We start from the raw sequence: 16344 nt of genomic DNA, 5'->3' as shown, positions 1-16344 counted from the left end.
GAAAACACTGTGCTTCATTTTGTGGAAAGCCAAGCGAAGTTTCTTTTTCACCTTCTAAACGCACATTCGCGGATTGCGTTTGCTGCGCTAAAATCGCGGCATCTTGTTCAGCTTGCTGTTTTGTTGTTGGGCATCGATTTGTTTTTCTACATTTAAATTAGTAGAAGGCCCTGCAAAAACAAAGGGTGAAATTAAAAATAATCCACTCCCAAATAATCTAGATATAGTCATAATAAAATTGTGGTTATTAAAGTGTTGAAAAATATTGGATTTAATAAAATTAAATACCATACTAAAAAACTAAACAATAGCAAGTTTATTAAATCCGATTAAAACAGTCAATAAAATAATACCTATAATTTTTTTATGGATATTTTCCTCTTATATAAATAACCTTAAATAACCGTAAATAAAATAAGGATAATAAAAACAAAGTGCGGTTAAAAATACTATTATTTTTAACCGCACTTTTATTCACTGATTAACTATTTAAACCTAAACTCTGTCCACTGGTAATAGCGTTCACCTACTTTTTGAATACCGCCATAATTTTGCCATTCGGGATGGTTGGGGGTATCGGGAAGACATTGGGTTTCAAGAGCTATGCCGCTGAAATCTTGATAAGTACCACCTTTACGAGTTGGGGTGCCTGCAAGATAGTTTCCCGTATATACCTGTAATGCTGCTTGGGATGTGAGCACTTCAAGGCTTAAATCTTCATTAGGGGAAGTCAATAATACACAAGGCTTTTGCCATGCTTTATTGACGATAAAAGAATGATCGTAACCTTTTGTCATCACTTGATCGCCTTGCTGAAAATCTTGTGCGATTGGTTTTGCCACACGAAAATCAAAGCTGGTATTCACCACATGCTTAAGTGGTAAATTTGGGATGCCTTCGCCATCAACCGGTAAATAGAAATCCGCATTAAGGCGTAATGTATGATTTCTCACATCACTGCCCTGCTCAGCATTTTCCAAATTGAAATAAGCGTGGTTCGTTAAGTTAAGCGCAGTATTTTTATCGCTTTCTGCTTCGTATTCAATTTTTACGCTATTTTCATCGGTCAGCGTGTAAAGCACATTAGCTTGTACATTGCCTTCAAAACCTTGATCACCATCGGGAGACACAAGGGAAAAACGAACAAAATTCTGACCGTACTCTTCCACCTTCCAACGGCGTTTATCAAAGCCTTCTTTACCACCATGTAATTGATGTTTGCCTTGATTCGCGACTAGCTGGATTGTTCGCTCACCTAATTCAAATTGGGCGTTAGCGATACGATTTGCATAACGTCCTACGCTTGCACCCAAATAAGCAGTTTGATGAGGATAATCCTCCCCTTTGCAGCCGAGTAACACTTCTCGCAACTCCCCATTCACCGGGACTTTGCAAGAAAGCCAAGTCGCTCCCCAATCCATAAATTGCACGGTCATGCCATTTGAATTGGTAAGTTGAACAAGTTGATAAGGCTGTCCATCTGGTGCATTGAACGCCGTTTTTTCTAGCATAGACTCACTCCTTGTGAGGCTGTGCAAACGTAGAAATCTTCTTTTAACCCCGTTTGTTTCTCATAATTATCGGCAATAATTTTACGCACTTCTTCAACTTTATCATGAGGTGCAAGGGCAACAATGCAACCACCAAAACCACCGCCTGTCATTCTCGCACCACCGGTTTTACCAATCACTAATTGAGCAAGTTCAACAAGATAATCGATTTGTGGCACTGTAATCTCGAAATCATCGCGCATTGATTCGTGAGATTGTCCCATTAACTCGCCCAATTTTGTTAAATCGTTATGTTTTAAGGCTTCAACCGCATCAAGTACGCGTTGGTTTTCAGTCACCACATGGCGTGCACGTTTAGCCACTAAAGAATTAAGTGCGGTCAATTCTGCTTCTCTTTTTTGGAATTCTTCTACTGATACATCACGTAACGCTTTCACACCAAAGAATTCTGCCGCTTTTTCACATTGCCAACGGCGTGTATTGTATTCACCCGTCACCAAATCATGGGGTACATTTGAGTTCACAATAATAACAGCAACATCTTTCGGTACAGGTGTTGGCTGTGTTTTTAAGCTACGGCAATCAATCATTAAGAGATGATCTTTTTGTCCTAAAGCGGAAATTAATTGATCCATGTTCCCGCAATTTGCGCCAACAAATTTGTTTTCAGCTTTTTGACCAATTAAAGCAATCTCTGTATGTGTTAAAGGTAAATCACTGAGTTGTTGGCAGAGCTTACCCGTCGCTACTTCAAGAGCAGCAGAAGAACTCAAACCAGAAGAATGTGGCACATTTCCGGAAATCACTAAATCAGCGCCTTGTTTAAATTGTGGGCAACGTTCTTGAATAAATTTCACGACACCACGCAAATAATTCGCCCATTTTTGCTCACTTTGAGGGAAATCTTCATCAAGAGAAAAGGTATCCTCAAGATCAAGATCTGCGGCATAAACATGCCAAATATGATCAGCACGTTTTGATCCTGCAATAGCTGTACCATAATTGATCGCACAAGGCATTACAAAGCCATCATTGTAGTCGGTATGTTCGCCGATAATGTTCACTCGACCTGGCGCATACACGGTCAGTTCAGGTTGCTTGTTATATTTTTGAGTAAAAATGTGTTGGGATTTTTGGACTGGAGTCATATTATTTTCCTTTATCTTTCACACTCCCTCTTAACTCAAGAGGGAAGGAATTTCTTAACGTTCTTTATAATGTACTTCGCTTAAGGCTCGTAATCTTTCTGCAGCTTGTTCAGCAGTTAAATCGCGCTGACTTTCACCTAGCATTTCATAGCCCACCATAAATTTGCGAACCGTAGCAGAACGCAACAACGGTGGATAAAAATGTGCATGAAGCTGCCAATGTTCGTTATCTTCACCATTAAATGGTGCTGCATGGAAGCCCATCGAATAAGGGAAAGAAGTTTCAAATAAGTTATCGTATTTCGTTGCCAATTTTTTCAATATCACGGCAAGATCTTTAGCTTGAGCTTCCGTTAATTCTGTTAAGCGTTTTACATGCACTTTTGGCAATAACAGGGTTTCAAACGGCCACACCGCCCAATAAGGCACCACCGCAACCCAATGCTCAGTTTCCACCACAATACGTTCTTTTTTCTCTAATTCTTTTTGAACATAATCCACTAAAAGTACCGAACTGTGTTTTTCATAATAATTCCGTTGAGCAACATCTTCACGTGCGACTTCATTCGGTAAAAAGCTGTTTGCCCAGATTTGTCCATGCGGATGTGGATTGGAGCATCCCATTGCCGCACCTTTGTTTTCGAAAATCTGTACCCACTGATATTTTTGACCCAGTTCACGCAATTGCTCTTGCCACACTTTAATCACTTCTTCAATTTCAAGTGCGGTCAATAATGGCAAGGTTTTACTGTGATCTGGTGAAAAACAAATAACACGGCTTTCACCACGAGCTTGGCTCATTTGGAAAAGCGGATCGGCTGATTGCTCTGGCGCGGGTGTATCTTCTAATAAAGCCGAGAAATCATTTTTGAATACATAAGGTTTATGATAATCCGGATTAGGTTCGCCTGTGATACGTTTATTACGCGGGCAAAGATAACAATTTGGGTCGTGGGTTGGCTTTTGTTCCTCACTCACTTTTTCTTGTTGCCCCTGCCATGGACGTTTAGCACGATGTGGCGAGACTAAAACCCATTGGTCAATTAACGGATTATAACGACGATGTGGATGATCTGTCGGTTCAAATACGGTTTCGCTCATATTTTTGCTCCAAAATGTAAACGATTACAAAATTTTCTTCATAAGATAACAAATTAAAAAAAATAAACCGTGATCATTATCACAAAATCAGGAAATAAGGCGCTAGTCCAATCTCTTTTTTGTGACGAATGTAGCATTTTTGAAAGTAACCGCTTTCAATTTTATTCAAATTTACTATGATAATTGTTATGAAAAAATGAATGAGAGCCCTGTTATGCCTACAATTCGAGATGTTGCTGAATTAGCTTGCGTGTCGGTTGCCACTGTTTCCCGGGTAATTAATCACTCTCCCTCCGTAAGTGAAAAAACCCGTTATTCAGTTCAACGCGCAATGGAGGTTTTAAATTATCAACCCAATGCAAACGCACAAGCTCTGGCGGTACAAAATACTGATACCATTGGCGTGGTGGTTACTGATGTAACGGATCCCTTCTTTGCTATCTTGGTCAAATCAGTCGATAAAGTGGCTGAAGAGCATCAAAAAACGATTTTGATCGGTATTGGATACCACCATGCAGAAAAAGAGCGTGAAGCCATTGATACCTTGCTGCGCAAGCGTTGTAGCTGTCTGGTCGTTCATTCCAAAGCCCTTTCTGACGAAGAATTACGTCATTATCTCGAAAATGTACCGGGTATGGTTGTGATTAACCGTGTGATTTCAGGTTATGAAAATCGTTGCGTCAGTCTTGATAACCGACAAGGTACCTATCTCGCGACGGAAATGCTGATTCGTTATGGTCATAAGCACATCGCCTACATTGGATCTAATCATGGTATTTTAGATGAAACCGAACGTAAAGAAGGTTATTTGGCCGCTTTAAGAGATCATCACTTTCCTATTGTCGAACAAGCCATTGTGCATAATTCGCCTGATTTTGAAGGCGGTGAAAAGGCGATGATTGATTTATTGAGCTACAACTCTAACTTAACAGCGGTTGTAGCCTATAACGATACCATGGCAGCGGGTGCAATTTCCGTTTTAAATGAAAACAATATCAAAGTGCCGAAACAGTTTTCCATTGTGGGCTTTGATGATATGCCAATTGCGCGATATTTAATTCCAAAACTCACTACCATTCGCTATCCAATTGATTTAATGGCAAATTATGCGGCAAAATTGGCTTTGAGCTTAGTTGATTCGTCTATTGTCACACCGACTGTTGTCCAATTTAATCCAACCTTGGTGAGACGTTTTTCTGTAGAAAATGCAATGAAAGCGTGATGGAGATCACAAATTTAAACTTTGCTATGTAATCGTTTTCATTTATGTGAGTTTGATCACAGATTAACAATTTTGATTTCGTTATGATGGATTCAGTTGCAATAGATGTACGCAACATTCCTCTATTTGGTATATAAAAATCAACAATAAAGTCTCTTTCTCTAATAGGAGTGTTTTTATGAAAAAAACAGCAGTATTAAGTGCGGTCGCTTTAGCAATCGGTTTAGGTTCAGCAACTTCAGGTTTTGCAGCCGATAACCGTATTGGTGTTACCATTTATAAATATGATGACAACTTCATGTCATTAATGCGTAAAGAAATCGATAAAGAAGCGAAAGCCCTTGGCGGCATTGAGTTATTAATGAATGACTCTCAAAATGCACAATCTATTCAAAACGACCAAGTAGATGGTTTGCTTTCTAAAGGTGTAAAAGCCCTAGCCATTAACTTAGTAGACCCAGCTGCAGCTTCAACTGTTATCAACAAAGCGAAACAAGATGACATTCCTGTTGTTTTCTTCAATAAAGACCCTGGTGCAAAAGCTATCGGTAGCTATGAGCACGCTTACTATGTTGGTACCGACCCGAAAGAATCAGGCTTAATCCAAGGTGATTTAATTGCAAAACAATGGAAAGCAATGCCAGCCTTAGACTTAAATAAAGACGGTAAAATCCAATATGTATTATTAAAAGGTGAACCGGGTCACCCAGATGCTGAAGCACGTACTAAATATGTGATTGAGCAATTAAATGCTAAAGGTATTCCAACCGAGCAATTATTTATTGATACCGGTATGTGGGATGCTGCAATGGCTAAAGATAAAGTGGATGCATGGTTGTCTAGCTCTAAAGCTAACGAAATTGAAATGATCATTTCAAACAATGACGGTATGGCTTTAGGTGCGTTAGAAGCAACCAAAGCACACGGTAAAAAATTACCAATCTTTGGTGTGGATGCATTACCAGAAGTACTTCAATTAATTAAGAAAGGCGAAATTGCTGGTACCGTGTTAAACGATGGTGTTAACCAAGGTAAAGCAGTTGTTCAACTTTCTGCAAACCTTGCTAACGGTAAAGCAGCAACAGAAGGTACAAAATGGAAATTAGAAAACCGTGTTGTACGTATTCCTTATGTTGGTGTAGATAAAGATAACCTAAGTGAATTCTTAAAATAAGAAAATCTATTGCTTTTCTTTAATTTTAGGGGGAAAGGAAACCCAAATTCCCTTTCTCCCTTTTTAATGAGGTTGGATATGACAACTCAAACCCAAGACAGTGATGTACTACTGACGATGACGAATGTCAGTAAGTCTTTCCCGGGTGTAAAAGCCCTTGATCACGCCAATCTAACAGTTCGTTCTCACTCTGTTCACGCCTTAATGGGCGAAAACGGGGCGGGTAAATCGACATTATTAAAATGCCTCTTCGGAATTTATGCAAAAGACGAAGGTGAAATTTTATTCTTAGGAAAACCTGTTGATTTTAAAACATCAAAAGAAGCCCTTGAAAACGGGATTTCAATGGTTCACCAAGAACTTAACTTGGTGCGTCAAACCAGTGTAATGGATAACTTATGGTTAGGTCGCTACCCACTTAAAGGCCCTTTTGTGGATCACGCGAAAATGTATCGTGATACCAAAGCGATTTTTGATGAATTAGATATTGATGTAGATCCAAGAGAGAAAGTGGCCAAACTTTCCGTTTCACAAATGCAGATGATCGAAATTGCGAAAGCGTTCTCTTATAACGCTAAAATCGTAATTATGGATGAGCCAACATCCTCACTTTCAGAAAAAGAAGTGGAACATCTTTTCAAAATTATTCAAAAATTAAAAGATCGCGGTTGTGGCATTATCTATATTTCACACAAAATGGATGAAATCTTTAAAATTTGTGATGAAATCACCATTCTGCGTGATGGTAAATGGATCAATACCGTTCAAGTGAAAGGCACCACCATGGAAGAAATTGTTTCAATGATGGTTGGCCGTGAATTAACACAACGTTTCCCTGAAAAAACTAACGTACCAAAAGAAATCACGCTTGAAGTGGAACATTTAACTGCGGTGAACCAACCTTCCATTCAAGATGTTTCCTTTAATTTACGCAAAGGTGAAATTTTAGGTATTGCTGGTCTTGTTGGTGCAAAACGAACCGATATTGTGGAAGCCATTTTTGGTGTACGCGAATTAAAAGAAGGGACGATCAAACTCAACGGAAAAATCGTGAAAAATCATACCGCACTTGAGGCGATTAACCACGGTTTTGCTTTGGTGACTGAAGAACGTCGTTCAACCGGGATTTATTCAAACCTAAGCATTGAATTCAACTCGTTGATTTCAAATATGAAATCTTACCTCACCCCTTGGAAATTGCTCAGCAATAAAAAAATGGCAAGTGATACCCAGTGGGTGATTGATGCAATGAACGTGAAAACCCCTTCTCACAAAACAACGATTGGATCGCTTTCCGGTGGTAACCAACAAAAAGTGATTATCGGTCGTTGGCTTTTAACCCAACCAGATATCTTAATGCTCGATGAACCAACTCGTGGTATTGATATTGGGGCAAAATTTGAAATTTATCAGCTCATTCAAGAACTTGCTAAAAAAGATAAGGGCATTATTATGATTTCATCAGAAATGCCGGAATTATTAGGCGTAACAGACCGAATTTTGGTCATGAGCAACGGTCGTGTTGCCGGTATCGTTGAAACGGCGAAAACGTCTCAAGAAGAAATTTTGCAACTTGCCGCAAAATATTTATAAATCATAAAGGAACAAATTATGAGTGCCTTACAAAAAAATAAATCATTCGATTTCTTAAAACAAAATGCGATTTATTTTGTGTTGTTGATTTTACTTGGCATCATCATCGCACAAGATCCAACATTCTTGAATGTTCGCAACTTTAGTAACATTTTAACTCAATCATCCGTCCGTCTTATTATCGCACTTGGGGTTGCCGGCTTGCTTATCACTCAAGGTACTGACTTATCAGCCGGTCGCCAAGTAGGTTTAGCTGCGGTTATTTCTGCTACCCTCTTGCAATCAATGGAAAACATGAACCGTGTGTTCCCTGATTTAGGTGAAATTCCTATTCCAGTGGTTATCCTTACGGTTTGTGCGGTAGGTGCTGTAATCGGCTTAGTGAATGGTTTAGTTATTGCTTACCTCAATGTAACTCCATTCATTGCAACCATGGGGACCATGATCATCGTTTACGGTTTCAACTCACTTTATTATGATGGCGTGGGTGGCTCACCAATTGCAGGTTTCAGCGAATCTTTCTCTAACTTCGCACAAGGCTTCTTCAGACTCGGTTCATTCAAATTATCCTACATCACTATTTATGCGGCAATTTGTGCATTCTTAGTATGGGTAATGTGGAATAAAACACGTTTCGGTAAAAATATCTTTGCTATCGGTGGTAACCCTGAAGCAGCAAGAGTATCTGGCGTAAACGTAGCGCGTAACCTTGTTGTGATTTACATGATTGCTGGTATGTTCTATGCATTCGGTGGTATGTTAGAAGCGGGCCGTATCGGTAGTGCAACCAACAACCTCGGCTTCATGTATGAATTAGATGCGATTGCTGCCTGCGTAGTAGGTGGTGTATCTTTCGCTGGTGGTGTGGGTACTGTTATCGGTGTAATCACGGGTGTTATCATCTTCACCGTTATTAACTACGGTTTAACTTATATCGGTGTAAACCCTTACTGGCAATATATCATTAAAGGTAGCATTATCATCCTCGCGGTGGCTATTGACTCCTTGAAATACGCGAAGAAAAAATAATTAAAAACAACGATAAAAATAACCGCACTTTAGCAATAAAGTGCGGTTTTATTTTGAGGTAAATTCTTAAAATAAAAAACGAGCCTCTCAGCTCGCTTTATTAATCTCATCAATTACTCGTATTCATCTAACCATTTCAACAAAATCGCTTCAAGAATACTTTCGTTGGATTTCATTGGATCATCATCAAAACCGTCTAGTTCACAAATCCATTTATGTAAATCCGTAAAACGCACCGTTTTAGGATCTAAATCTGGATTACGATCATAAAGCTCTTCTGCGATAAGTTGGGCATCAGTCCATTTCATTAGTGAGCCGCCTCATTCGCATGGTTAATATTATATTTAGGAATTTCCACCACTAAATCTTCATCACCCACGACACATTGGCAAGAAAGGCGGCTATCCATTTCTAAGCCCCATGCTTTATCCAACATATCTTCTTCTTGATCGCTAGCTTCATTTAATGAATCAAACCCTTCACGAATCACAACATGGCATGTTGTACAAGCACAAGAACCATCGCAAGCATGATGAATTTCAACGCCTGCATTATGTGCCACTTCTAATAAGTTATCGCCTGCTGCCGCATCAACCACCATACCCTCTGGGCAAAATTCTTCATTCGGTAAAAAAATCACTTTTGGCATATTACTTTCCTCAATATAAAAACTCGTTAATTTATAACCGCACTTTACTGCTCAATATCTGATACAGATTTACCTGTCAGCGCTTGATGAATAGATTTATTCATGCGTCTTGCCGCAAATTCTTGAGTTGCCACATCAAGAGCTTTAATTCCCTGCGCAATCGCATGACGATCTGTACCTTCTTTTACATCCATTAATTGTTTCAATGCATGTTCAATTTGATGGAATTCAGATTCGGTTAATAAGTCCGCCCCATCTTGTTGCAATGCCACAATTACGCTATCAATCACACGATCAGCCTCAACGCGCTGCTCGGCTAATTCACGAGCTTGCATATCATCTTGTGCATTATCAAAAGAAGCTTTAATCATTGCCGTTACTTCTTCATCCGTTAAGCCATAAGAAGGCTTAATTTGAATCGATGCTTGGACTTTAGTGGATTTCTCCATCGCGGTCACACTTAATAAGCCATCGGCATCCACTTGATAAGTCACACGAATATGTGCGGCACCTGCTACCATTGGTGGAATACCACGCAATGTAAAACGACCTAAAGAACGGCAATCATCCACTAACTCACGTTCTCCTTGTACCACATGTACAGTCATCGCAGTTTGACCATCTTTAAAGGTAGTAAACTCTTGTGCACGAGCTACTGGAATCGTGGTATTGCGTGGAATGATTTTCTCCACTAAACCGCCCATGGTTTCAATACCTAAAGAAAGCGGCACAACATCGAGTAACAACATATCACTGTCATTCTTGTTGCCTACTAAAATATCCGCTTGAATTGCCGCACCTAAAGCGACCACTTTATCAGGATCAATCGATGTTAATGGGGTTTTACCGAAGAATTCGCCCACTTGCTCACGGACATAAGGCACTCGAGTTGAACCTCCCACCATGACCACTTCTTGCACGTCTTCAGCTTCAACATTCGCATCTTTTAATGCTCGACGGCAGGTTAATAAAGAACGTTTAACCAATGAATGAATTAATTCATTGAATTGCTCACGACTTAACTCACCTTCAAATCCACGCCAAGAAATGACCGCACTTTGTGCACTTGTTAAGGCAATTTTAGTTTGTGTGGCTAAGCTTAAAAGCTCACGTTGCTCATTTACATTTTGTGGTTTAATACCCGCTTGTTCAACAATCCAATCTGCAATTAAATGGTCAAAATCATCACCACCTAAAGCGGTATCCCCACCTGTTGCTAACACTTCAAATACGCCTTTAGATAAACGTAAAATTGAGATATCAAAGGTACCACCACCTAAGTCATAAACAGCAATGACGCCTTCTTTACCGCTATCTAAGCCATAAGCTACCGCTGCGGCAGTAGGTTCATTTAATAAACGCAATACATTCAACCCTGCAAGACGTGCTGCATCTTTCGTGCTTTGGCGTTGAGCATCATCAAAATAAGCAGGTACGGTAATCACCACACCAGAAAGCTCACCTGCAAGTCGTTGTTCAGCGATATGATTTAAACGAGATAAAATATCTGCAGAGACTTCAATCGGGCTTTTTTTACCTTGATGCGTCACCAATAACGGCAAACCATTTTCACTTGCCACAAACTCATAGGGTAAGTTTGTGTAACGTGATTGCACATCTGCAAGACTACGACCAATCAAACGTTTAACCGAAATAATCGTATTTTTAGGATCAATTGCAGCTTTAGCAAACGCTTCATTACCCACAAGTTTTTCATTTTCACCATAATAAACCACTGAAGGCACAAGGCTTCTTTCTTGTTCATCATTCAAAATGGTGGCTTGACCGCTACGCACTGCGGCAACTAAAGAATTTGTTGTACCTAAATCAATCCCTACCGCAAGACGATGTTGATGGGGTGCCGCCGTTTGTCCTGGCTCTGCAATTTGGAGTAATGCCATATCTCTTTTTATCTCTAATAATTAATTCGTTAAAAGCTGATTATGCGACTGAATAAGCTTGAGCAAATTTATCTTGTTCGGTGAAACTTGCATTGTAATGCGTTTCAATATTAACTTCGCGTCGTTCGCGCTGATTAATCTCAGTCGTCTTATCTTCCGAAAGCTCTGGTGTAAAAACAATCATGTGGTTACCATCGAGTTGTTTTACATCTTCTTGCCAATTTTGCCAAAACAGACTCTGGTAAAATGCTTCAATGTCACCATTTAATGCCCAAGCTAAGAAATCCGTATAGGTAAAATTTAAATCATGCCAAGTTAAGTCTTTCGGCGAAAAATAGTAAATTTTGCCGAGATTATCCCCTAAAGAACCACCATTTAAAGCAAAATATCCCCCAATGACATCATCTGCAACGAGCAAATATTTCGGTTTATCGCCTGATTGATTAAAGGATTTGCTGAAATTCCAGTCCATTAAGCCACGTGGTAATTTAAAACTACCTGAACCCAATATACGCAACCAACCATGATGGATTAAAATGCCACCAGTTTCATAAATCACCGAGCCCATCGGAGAAGACGTTGGCATTTGCATAGTGAAAAGCTCACGTTCTGCACTGGATTGATCTTTTTTAATCACTTCACAATGATTACGAGCATGCTCAATCCATTGGGAAATGGTTCCCCACGCAGATTTTGAGGCATCAGTCAGTTGTTCTAAAGTTTGCATAATCGGGTTTCATTCGTATGAGGGCGATAGCCCATTTATCAATAGCGAAAAGGGCGTATTAAACGCCCTTAAGATTATAATTCAAATAGACGTTCTTCTACTTGGCTAATTTCATCCGCCAATTTTTTAAGAAAACGTAATTTATCGCAGAATTGTGCAGCAGTTGACCATTGTTGCTCACTAAGCTGTGCTTCAAGTGCGGTCAACATTTCTTTTGTTTCTTTTTTAACGTGTTTCGCAAAGGATTCTAATGCATTCTCATCCTGGCTTTGCTCAATATTTTCGAGTTCTTCTCGCCATTCTAATTGCTGTATTAAAAATGCCACATCTTGTGTGCTCTTTTGCTCTAAATCCTGTGCTTCTCCCGTATTTAACGCAATAATTGCTTCCGCACGTAAAATTGGGTCTTTCAAGGTTTTTAATGCATCATTAACTTCTGTCGACTTTTGCATTGCAATGCGTTGTTCTTGAGCATCTGCCGTAACAAAATTATCAGGGTGCAAACTCTTTTGAAGCACTAAATAGCGTTCAGACAAAAGGGCTTGATCAACATTGAAAGCAACGGGTAAATCAAAAATAGCAAAAGGATTTGTCATTTCTATTCCTTAAACGTGGAAACTCTCACCACAACCACAAGATTCTTTTACGTTCGGGTTGTTATATTTAAAGCCTTCGTTCAAGCCTTCTTTGACATAATCTAGCTCAATGCCATCTAAATAAACCAAGCTTTTTGGATCGACTACCACTTTCACGCCATGCTGCTCAAAAACAAGATCGTCATCATTGAGCACATCAACGAATTCAAGCACATAGCCTAAACCCGAACAACCTGATGTTTTCACACCTAAGCGTAAACCGATGCCTTTTCCACGATTTTCAAGAAAAGTACGAACTCGTTGTGCCGCTTTTTCAGTGAGTGTTATAGACATATTCTGATCCTTAAATTGATAAAGTGCGGTCATTTTCAACCGCACTTTGATTACTTACCTTGTTTATTTTTATAGTCAGCAATAGCGGCTTTAATTGCATCTTCTGCTAAAATTGAGCAGTGAACTTTTACCGGTGGTAATTCAAGTTCTTCCGCAATTTGACTGTTTTTAATTGCGCCTGCTTCATCTAACGATTTACCTTTTACCCATTCCGTAATTAAAGAACTTGATGCAATCGCAGAGCCACAACCATAGGTTTTAAATTTCGCATCTTCAATAATGCCGCTGTCATTTACTTTGATTTGTAACTGCATAACGTCACCACAAGCCGGTGCGCCAACCATACCCGTCCCTACTGAATTATCTTTTTTATCCATCGAACCTACGTTGCGTGGATTTTCATAATGATCAATAACTTTTTCGCTGTATGCCATATTATGTTCCTTTCCTAAATAAGTTGCTATCAGACGGACTAGCCGCCTTTAAAATTAGTGGGCTGACCACTCAATAGTATTTAAATCAATGCCTTCTTTGAACATATCCCAAAGTGGCGATAATTCACGAAGTTTTGCTACTGCATTACGTGTTAAATTAATGGTGTAATCAATTTCTTCTTCCGTTGTCCAACGACCAAGTGTGAAACGAATTGAGCTATGTGCTAATTCATCATTACGACCTAATGCACGTAGTACATAAGATGGTTCTAAACTCGCTGAAGTACAAGCAGAACCAGAAGAAACTGCCACATCACGTAATGCCATCATTAAGGATTCACCTTCAACATAGTTAAAGCTGATGTTCAAGTTATTTGCTACGCGGTGCTCCATCGAACCATTTACATAGGTTTCTTCAATTTCTTTCAAGCCATTATATAAGCGATCGCGTAAAGCTCTGATACGAGGAATCTCTGTCGCCATTTCTTCTTTTGCAATACGATAAGCTTCACCCATACCCACAATTTGGTGTACAGGTAATGTACCAGAACGCATGCCACGTTCGTGACCACCACCATGGATAATGGCTTCTAAACGAACGCGAGGTTTACGGCAAACATATAGTGCCCCGATACCTTTTGGTCCGTATAATTTGTGGCTAGACATTGACATCAAATCAACCGGTAATTCAGCAAGATTAATTTCGACTTTGCCGACACTTTGGGTCGCATCTACGTGGAAAATCGTTTTATTTGCACGGCAAAGCTCACCAATTGCTTTAATATCCTGGATCACGCCAATCTCATTATTCACGTGCATAATTGACACAAGAATCGTATCTGGACGCAATGCAGCTTTGAATTTCTCAAGATCGATTAAACCATCTTCTTCTGGATCTAAATAGGTCACTTCAAAGCCTTCACGCTCTAATTGACGGCAAGTATCCAATACTGCCTTGTGCTCAGTTTTACAAGTAATAATGTGTTTACCTTTTGTTTGATAAAAGTGTGCCGCACCTTTAATTGCGAGGTTATCTGCTTCCGTTGCGCCTGAAGTAAACACAATTTCACGTGAATCTGCACCAATTAAATCAGCAATTTGATTACGTGCAATATCAACTGCTTCTTCAGCTTGCCAGCCAAATTTATGTGAACGAGATGCAGGATTACCGAATACACCATCAATGGTTAAATATTCCATCATTTTTTTAGCTACACGTTCATCCACTGGACATGTTGCTGCATAATCTAAATAAATTGGTAATTTCATTTTCACTCCTAAATAACTACTAAAAATGCTATCAATTTGACCGCACTTTAATCTACTTTCCCATTATTGGTTGACTACAATTAAGTCATCAAAATCTTTGTGAGCTTTATGCTTCCCAGCTTTTTTCTCTACAAGCTCAGCTAATGTAATCTCATCTAAAAAATCAGAAATGCGATCACTTAAATCTTGCCATAATGTATGAGTTAAACACTCCACTCCGCCTTTGCAATTTCCTTTACCAAGGCATCTTGTGACATTAATGTTCTCATTTACGGCTGAAATCACCATACCGATAGAAATTTGATCAGTTGGTAACGCTAAACGATAGCCACCACCTGGGCCACGAACGCTTTTTACTAATCCTCCTCGACGCAATTTTGCAAATAATTGCTCAAGATAAGAAAGTGAAATATTTTGACGTTCTGAGATATCCGCTAAACAAACAGGGTTTGTTCCTGCATGTAATGCGATATCTAAAATTGCGGTAACCGCATATCGTCCTTTAGATGTTAGTTTCATAAAGCATCCCTATAAATCGCCATCTAGGTAGTTTACCTATCTGACTATGATAGTCAATTTTACTCTTTTTGCAGATTAAGGCGTTTTTCAACCGCACTTAACATTCCTCGCAAAATATTTAATTCATTTTTTTCTAGAGAAGAACGGTTATAAAGTCGTCTTAACTTTTGTATAACCCCTTGATTTTGAATAAACCCAAGAGACTGATACACCTGTTCCGTATGAGCAAAAAAATACTCCATTTCTTGTGCTGTTGGATAGATATCTTCTATCGTTGAAAGTGTACTTTCCGTTTTATTTTTTGTTAAAAATGCCATTCGCATTTCATAACTTACCAACTGTACTGCCATCGCTAAATTGAGCGAAGAATATTCAGGGTTAGCAGGGATATTTAAATGATAATGACATTTAAGTAATTCTTCATTTGTGAGTCCAACACGCTCACGACCGAACACGATCGCTACTTGCCCTTGATGAGCACTGGCTTTCTCTGCACTCTCTCTTGGCTCAATCAGTGTACTCTGTAAATGACGTAATCTTGCACTCGTACCAATCACTAATGAGCAATCTTCTATTGCTTGTTCAAAAGTATCAACGATGTGGGCATTACGTACAACATCATCAGCGCCTGCTGCTAATGTAATAGATTGCTCATCCACCGATTTTGGTGAGACCAAATAAAGATTGGATAATCCCATTGTTTTCATCGCACGCGCCGCAGAACCGATGTTCCCGCTATGTGATGTTTCAACCAAAACAATTCGAATATTTTGTAACATTTTATGCCCGACTTAAATTTGTGGATATTCTACCATAATAACCGCTAAATATAGTCAAGAATTTTGAAAATATTTTAATTTTTTGTAAATTTTTTAACAAATAGGAGGAATAAGATGTTGACTGGTGGGCTGTGAGAGGCTCGAACTCTCGACCGACGGATTAAGAGTCCGCTGCTCTACCAACTGAGCTAACAACCCAACCGGTTAAATAATGATCTGTAAAATAGATGGTGGGTCGTGAAGGATTCGAACCTTCGACCAACGGATTAAAAGTCCGCTGCTCTACCGACTGAGCTAACGACCCATTTGGGAATTCTTCGAAATAAAAGTGGTGGGTCGTGAAGGATTCGAACCTTCGA

Annotated in this window: 17 protein-coding genes and 2 tRNA genes; 4 read left to right on the top strand and 15 right to left on the bottom strand. The window is 39.4% G+C overall.

The features are described from left to right. Positions 1–485: 485 nt before the first annotated feature. The 3 genes from galM to galT are packed head-to-tail and all read right to left on the bottom strand — an operon-like array spanning position 486 to position 3760. The gene (galM, locus tag HMPREF2750_RS06330; protein WP_070583083.1) at positions 486–1511 is read right to left on the bottom strand and encodes a galactose-1-epimerase; all 1026 of its coding nucleotides are present in this window, start codon (positions 1509–1511) and stop codon (positions 486–488) included. Next, positions 1505–2659, bottom strand: a complete 1155-nt coding sequence (gene galK, locus HMPREF2750_RS06325) for a galactokinase (protein WP_070583082.1) — start codon at positions 2657–2659, stop codon at positions 1505–1507. The genes galM and galK overlap by 7 nt, the downstream gene beginning before the upstream one ends. 54 nt (positions 2660–2713) lie before the next feature. Further along, a complete protein-coding gene (gene galT, locus HMPREF2750_RS06320; protein WP_070583081.1) occupies positions 2714–3760 on the bottom strand; it encodes a galactose-1-phosphate uridylyltransferase in 1047 nt (348 codons plus the stop codon). Positions 3761–3974: 214 nt separating this feature from the next. On the opposite strand from galT, the gene HMPREF2750_RS06315 reads away from it, so the two are divergent. The 4 genes from HMPREF2750_RS06315 to mglC all read left to right on the top strand — a co-directional run bounded on the left by HMPREF2750_RS06315 (position 3975) and on the right by mglC (position 8778). Continuing rightward, complete coding sequence (locus HMPREF2750_RS06315) at positions 3975–4982, top strand: substrate-binding domain-containing protein (protein ID WP_070583085.1); 1008 nt, start codon at positions 3975–3977, stop codon at positions 4980–4982. Between the two features lie 178 nt (positions 4983–5160). Continuing rightward, the gene (mglB, locus tag HMPREF2750_RS06310) at positions 5161–6156 is read left to right on the top strand and encodes a galactose/glucose ABC transporter substrate-binding protein MglB (protein ID WP_049366365.1); all 996 of its coding nucleotides are present in this window, start codon (positions 5161–5163) and stop codon (positions 6154–6156) included. 78 nt (positions 6157–6234) lie between these two features. Beyond that, the gene (gene mglA, locus HMPREF2750_RS06305; RefSeq protein WP_070583080.1) at positions 6235–7749 is read left to right on the top strand and encodes a galactose/methyl galactoside ABC transporter ATP-binding protein MglA; all 1515 of its coding nucleotides are present in this window, start codon (positions 6235–6237) and stop codon (positions 7747–7749) included. A gap of 18 nt (positions 7750–7767) precedes the next feature. Next, positions 7768–8778 carry a galactose/methyl galactoside ABC transporter permease MglC gene (gene mglC / locus HMPREF2750_RS06300; RefSeq protein WP_070583079.1) on the top strand — a complete coding sequence of 337 codons (1011 nt, stop codon included), beginning with the start codon at positions 7768–7770 and terminating at the stop codon, positions 8776–8778. Between the two features lie 113 nt (positions 8779–8891). Here the strand turns inward: mglC and iscX are convergent, their stop codons facing one another. The 12 genes from iscX to HMPREF2750_RS06240 all read right to left on the bottom strand — a co-directional run bounded on the left by iscX (position 8892) and on the right by HMPREF2750_RS06240 (position 16289). Then, positions 8892–9086, bottom strand: a complete 195-nt coding sequence (iscX, locus tag HMPREF2750_RS06295; RefSeq protein ID WP_049366368.1) for a Fe-S cluster assembly protein IscX — start codon at positions 9084–9086, stop codon at positions 8892–8894. Then, positions 9086–9427, bottom strand: a complete 342-nt coding sequence (fdx, locus tag HMPREF2750_RS06290; RefSeq protein ID WP_005696659.1) for an ISC system 2Fe-2S type ferredoxin — start codon at positions 9425–9427, stop codon at positions 9086–9088. Before fdx ends, iscX begins: the two co-directional genes overlap by 1 nt. A 44-nt stretch (positions 9428–9471) precedes the next feature. Beyond that, positions 9472–11328: a Fe-S protein assembly chaperone HscA gene (gene hscA / locus HMPREF2750_RS06285; protein WP_070583078.1), complete on the bottom strand. Its 1857-nt coding sequence runs from the start codon at positions 11326–11328 to the stop codon at positions 9472–9474. Positions 11329–11368: 40 nt separating this feature from the next. Beyond that, positions 11369–12055 carry a DUF2625 domain-containing protein gene (locus HMPREF2750_RS06280; RefSeq protein WP_070583077.1) on the bottom strand — a complete coding sequence of 229 codons (687 nt, stop codon included), beginning with the start codon at positions 12053–12055 and terminating at the stop codon, positions 11369–11371. Positions 12056–12129: 74 nt separating this feature from the next. Next, a complete protein-coding gene (gene hscB, locus HMPREF2750_RS06275) occupies positions 12130–12651 on the bottom strand; it encodes a Fe-S protein assembly co-chaperone HscB (protein WP_070583076.1) in 522 nt (173 codons plus the stop codon). A gap of 9 nt (positions 12652–12660) precedes the next feature. Further along, the gene (iscA, locus tag HMPREF2750_RS06270; protein WP_032822628.1) at positions 12661–12984 is read right to left on the bottom strand and encodes an iron-sulfur cluster assembly protein IscA; all 324 of its coding nucleotides are present in this window, start codon (positions 12982–12984) and stop codon (positions 12661–12663) included. 50 nt (positions 12985–13034) lie between these two features. Beyond that, positions 13035–13418 (bottom strand): Fe-S cluster assembly scaffold IscU, encoded by a 384-nt coding sequence (iscU, locus tag HMPREF2750_RS06265; protein ID WP_005696665.1) that lies wholly within the window; start codon positions 13416–13418, stop codon positions 13035–13037. Positions 13419–13472: 54 nt separating this feature from the next. Beyond that, positions 13473–14687: an IscS subfamily cysteine desulfurase gene (locus tag HMPREF2750_RS06260; RefSeq protein WP_049369200.1), complete on the bottom strand. Its 1215-nt coding sequence runs from the start codon at positions 14685–14687 to the stop codon at positions 13473–13475. 63 nt (positions 14688–14750) lie between these two features. Further along, positions 14751–15206: a Fe-S cluster assembly transcriptional regulator IscR gene (iscR, locus tag HMPREF2750_RS06255; protein ID WP_049366379.1), complete on the bottom strand. Its 456-nt coding sequence runs from the start codon at positions 15204–15206 to the stop codon at positions 14751–14753. A gap of 59 nt (positions 15207–15265) precedes the next feature. Beyond that, positions 15266–15985: a tRNA (cytosine(32)/uridine(32)-2'-O)-methyltransferase TrmJ gene (gene trmJ, locus HMPREF2750_RS06250; RefSeq protein ID WP_070583075.1), complete on the bottom strand. Its 720-nt coding sequence runs from the start codon at positions 15983–15985 to the stop codon at positions 15266–15268. A 122-nt stretch (positions 15986–16107) separates the two neighbouring features. Next, positions 16108–16183 (bottom strand) — tRNA-Lys (locus HMPREF2750_RS06245). Positions 16184–16213: 30 nt separating this feature from the next. After that, positions 16214–16289 (bottom strand) — tRNA-Lys (locus HMPREF2750_RS06240). Positions 16290–16344: the final 55 nt, after the last annotated feature.

This window comes from Haemophilus sp. HMSC066D02, assembly GCF_001810545.1.
Classification (GTDB): Bacteria; Pseudomonadota; Gammaproteobacteria; order Enterobacterales; family Pasteurellaceae; genus Haemophilus_D.
The sequence above is the reverse complement of the archived record's forward strand: the minus strand, read 5'-3'. Positions and strand labels throughout refer to the sequence as shown.

Bases quoted from the DNA above. Each gene is read 5' to 3' on its own strand.
- iscR (WP_049366379.1), bottom strand. From the start codon at position 15,206: ATGAAACTAACATCTAAAGGACGATATGCGGTTACCGCAATTTTAGAT.
- mglB (WP_049366365.1), top strand. From the start codon at position 5,161: ATGAAAAAAACAGCAGTATTAAGTGCGGTCGCTTTAGCAATCGGTTTA.
- HMPREF2750_RS06280 (WP_070583077.1), bottom strand. From the start codon at position 12,055: ATGCAAACTTTAGAACAACTGACTGATGCCTCAAAATCTGCGTGGGGA.
- hscA (WP_070583078.1), bottom strand. From the start codon at position 11,328: ATGGCATTACTCCAAATTGCAGAGCCAGGACAAACGGCGGCACCCCAT.
- iscX (WP_049366368.1), bottom strand. From the start codon at position 9,086: ATGAAATGGACTGATGCCCAACTTATCGCAGAAGAGCTTTATGATCGT.
- iscU (WP_005696665.1), bottom strand. From the start codon at position 13,418: ATGGCATACAGCGAAAAAGTTATTGATCATTATGAAAATCCACGCAAC.
- trmJ (WP_070583075.1), bottom strand. From the start codon at position 15,985: ATGTTACAAAATATTCGAATTGTTTTGGTTGAAACATCACATAGCGGG.
- galT (WP_070583081.1), bottom strand. From the start codon at position 3,760: ATGAGCGAAACCGTATTTGAACCGACAGATCATCCACATCGTCGTTAT.
- HMPREF2750_RS06260 (WP_049369200.1), bottom strand. From the start codon at position 14,687: ATGAAATTACCAATTTATTTAGATTATGCAGCAACATGTCCAGTGGAT.
- galK (WP_070583082.1), bottom strand. From the start codon at position 2,659: ATGACTCCAGTCCAAAAATCCCAACACATTTTTACTCAAAAATATAAC.
- mglA (WP_070583080.1), top strand. From the start codon at position 6,235: ATGACAACTCAAACCCAAGACAGTGATGTACTACTGACGATGACGAAT.
- galM (WP_070583083.1), bottom strand. From the start codon at position 1,511: ATGCTAGAAAAAACGGCGTTCAATGCACCAGATGGACAGCCTTATCAA.
- iscA (WP_032822628.1), bottom strand. From the start codon at position 12,984: ATGTCTATAACACTCACTGAAAAAGCGGCACAACGAGTTCGTACTTTT.
- HMPREF2750_RS06315 (WP_070583085.1), top strand. From the start codon at position 3,975: ATGCCTACAATTCGAGATGTTGCTGAATTAGCTTGCGTGTCGGTTGCC.
- fdx (WP_005696659.1), bottom strand. From the start codon at position 9,427: ATGCCAAAAGTGATTTTTTTACCGAATGAAGAATTTTGCCCAGAGGGT.
- hscB (WP_070583076.1), bottom strand. From the start codon at position 12,651: ATGACAAATCCTTTTGCTATTTTTGATTTACCCGTTGCTTTCAATGTT.
- mglC (WP_070583079.1), top strand. From the start codon at position 7,768: ATGAGTGCCTTACAAAAAAATAAATCATTCGATTTCTTAAAACAAAAT.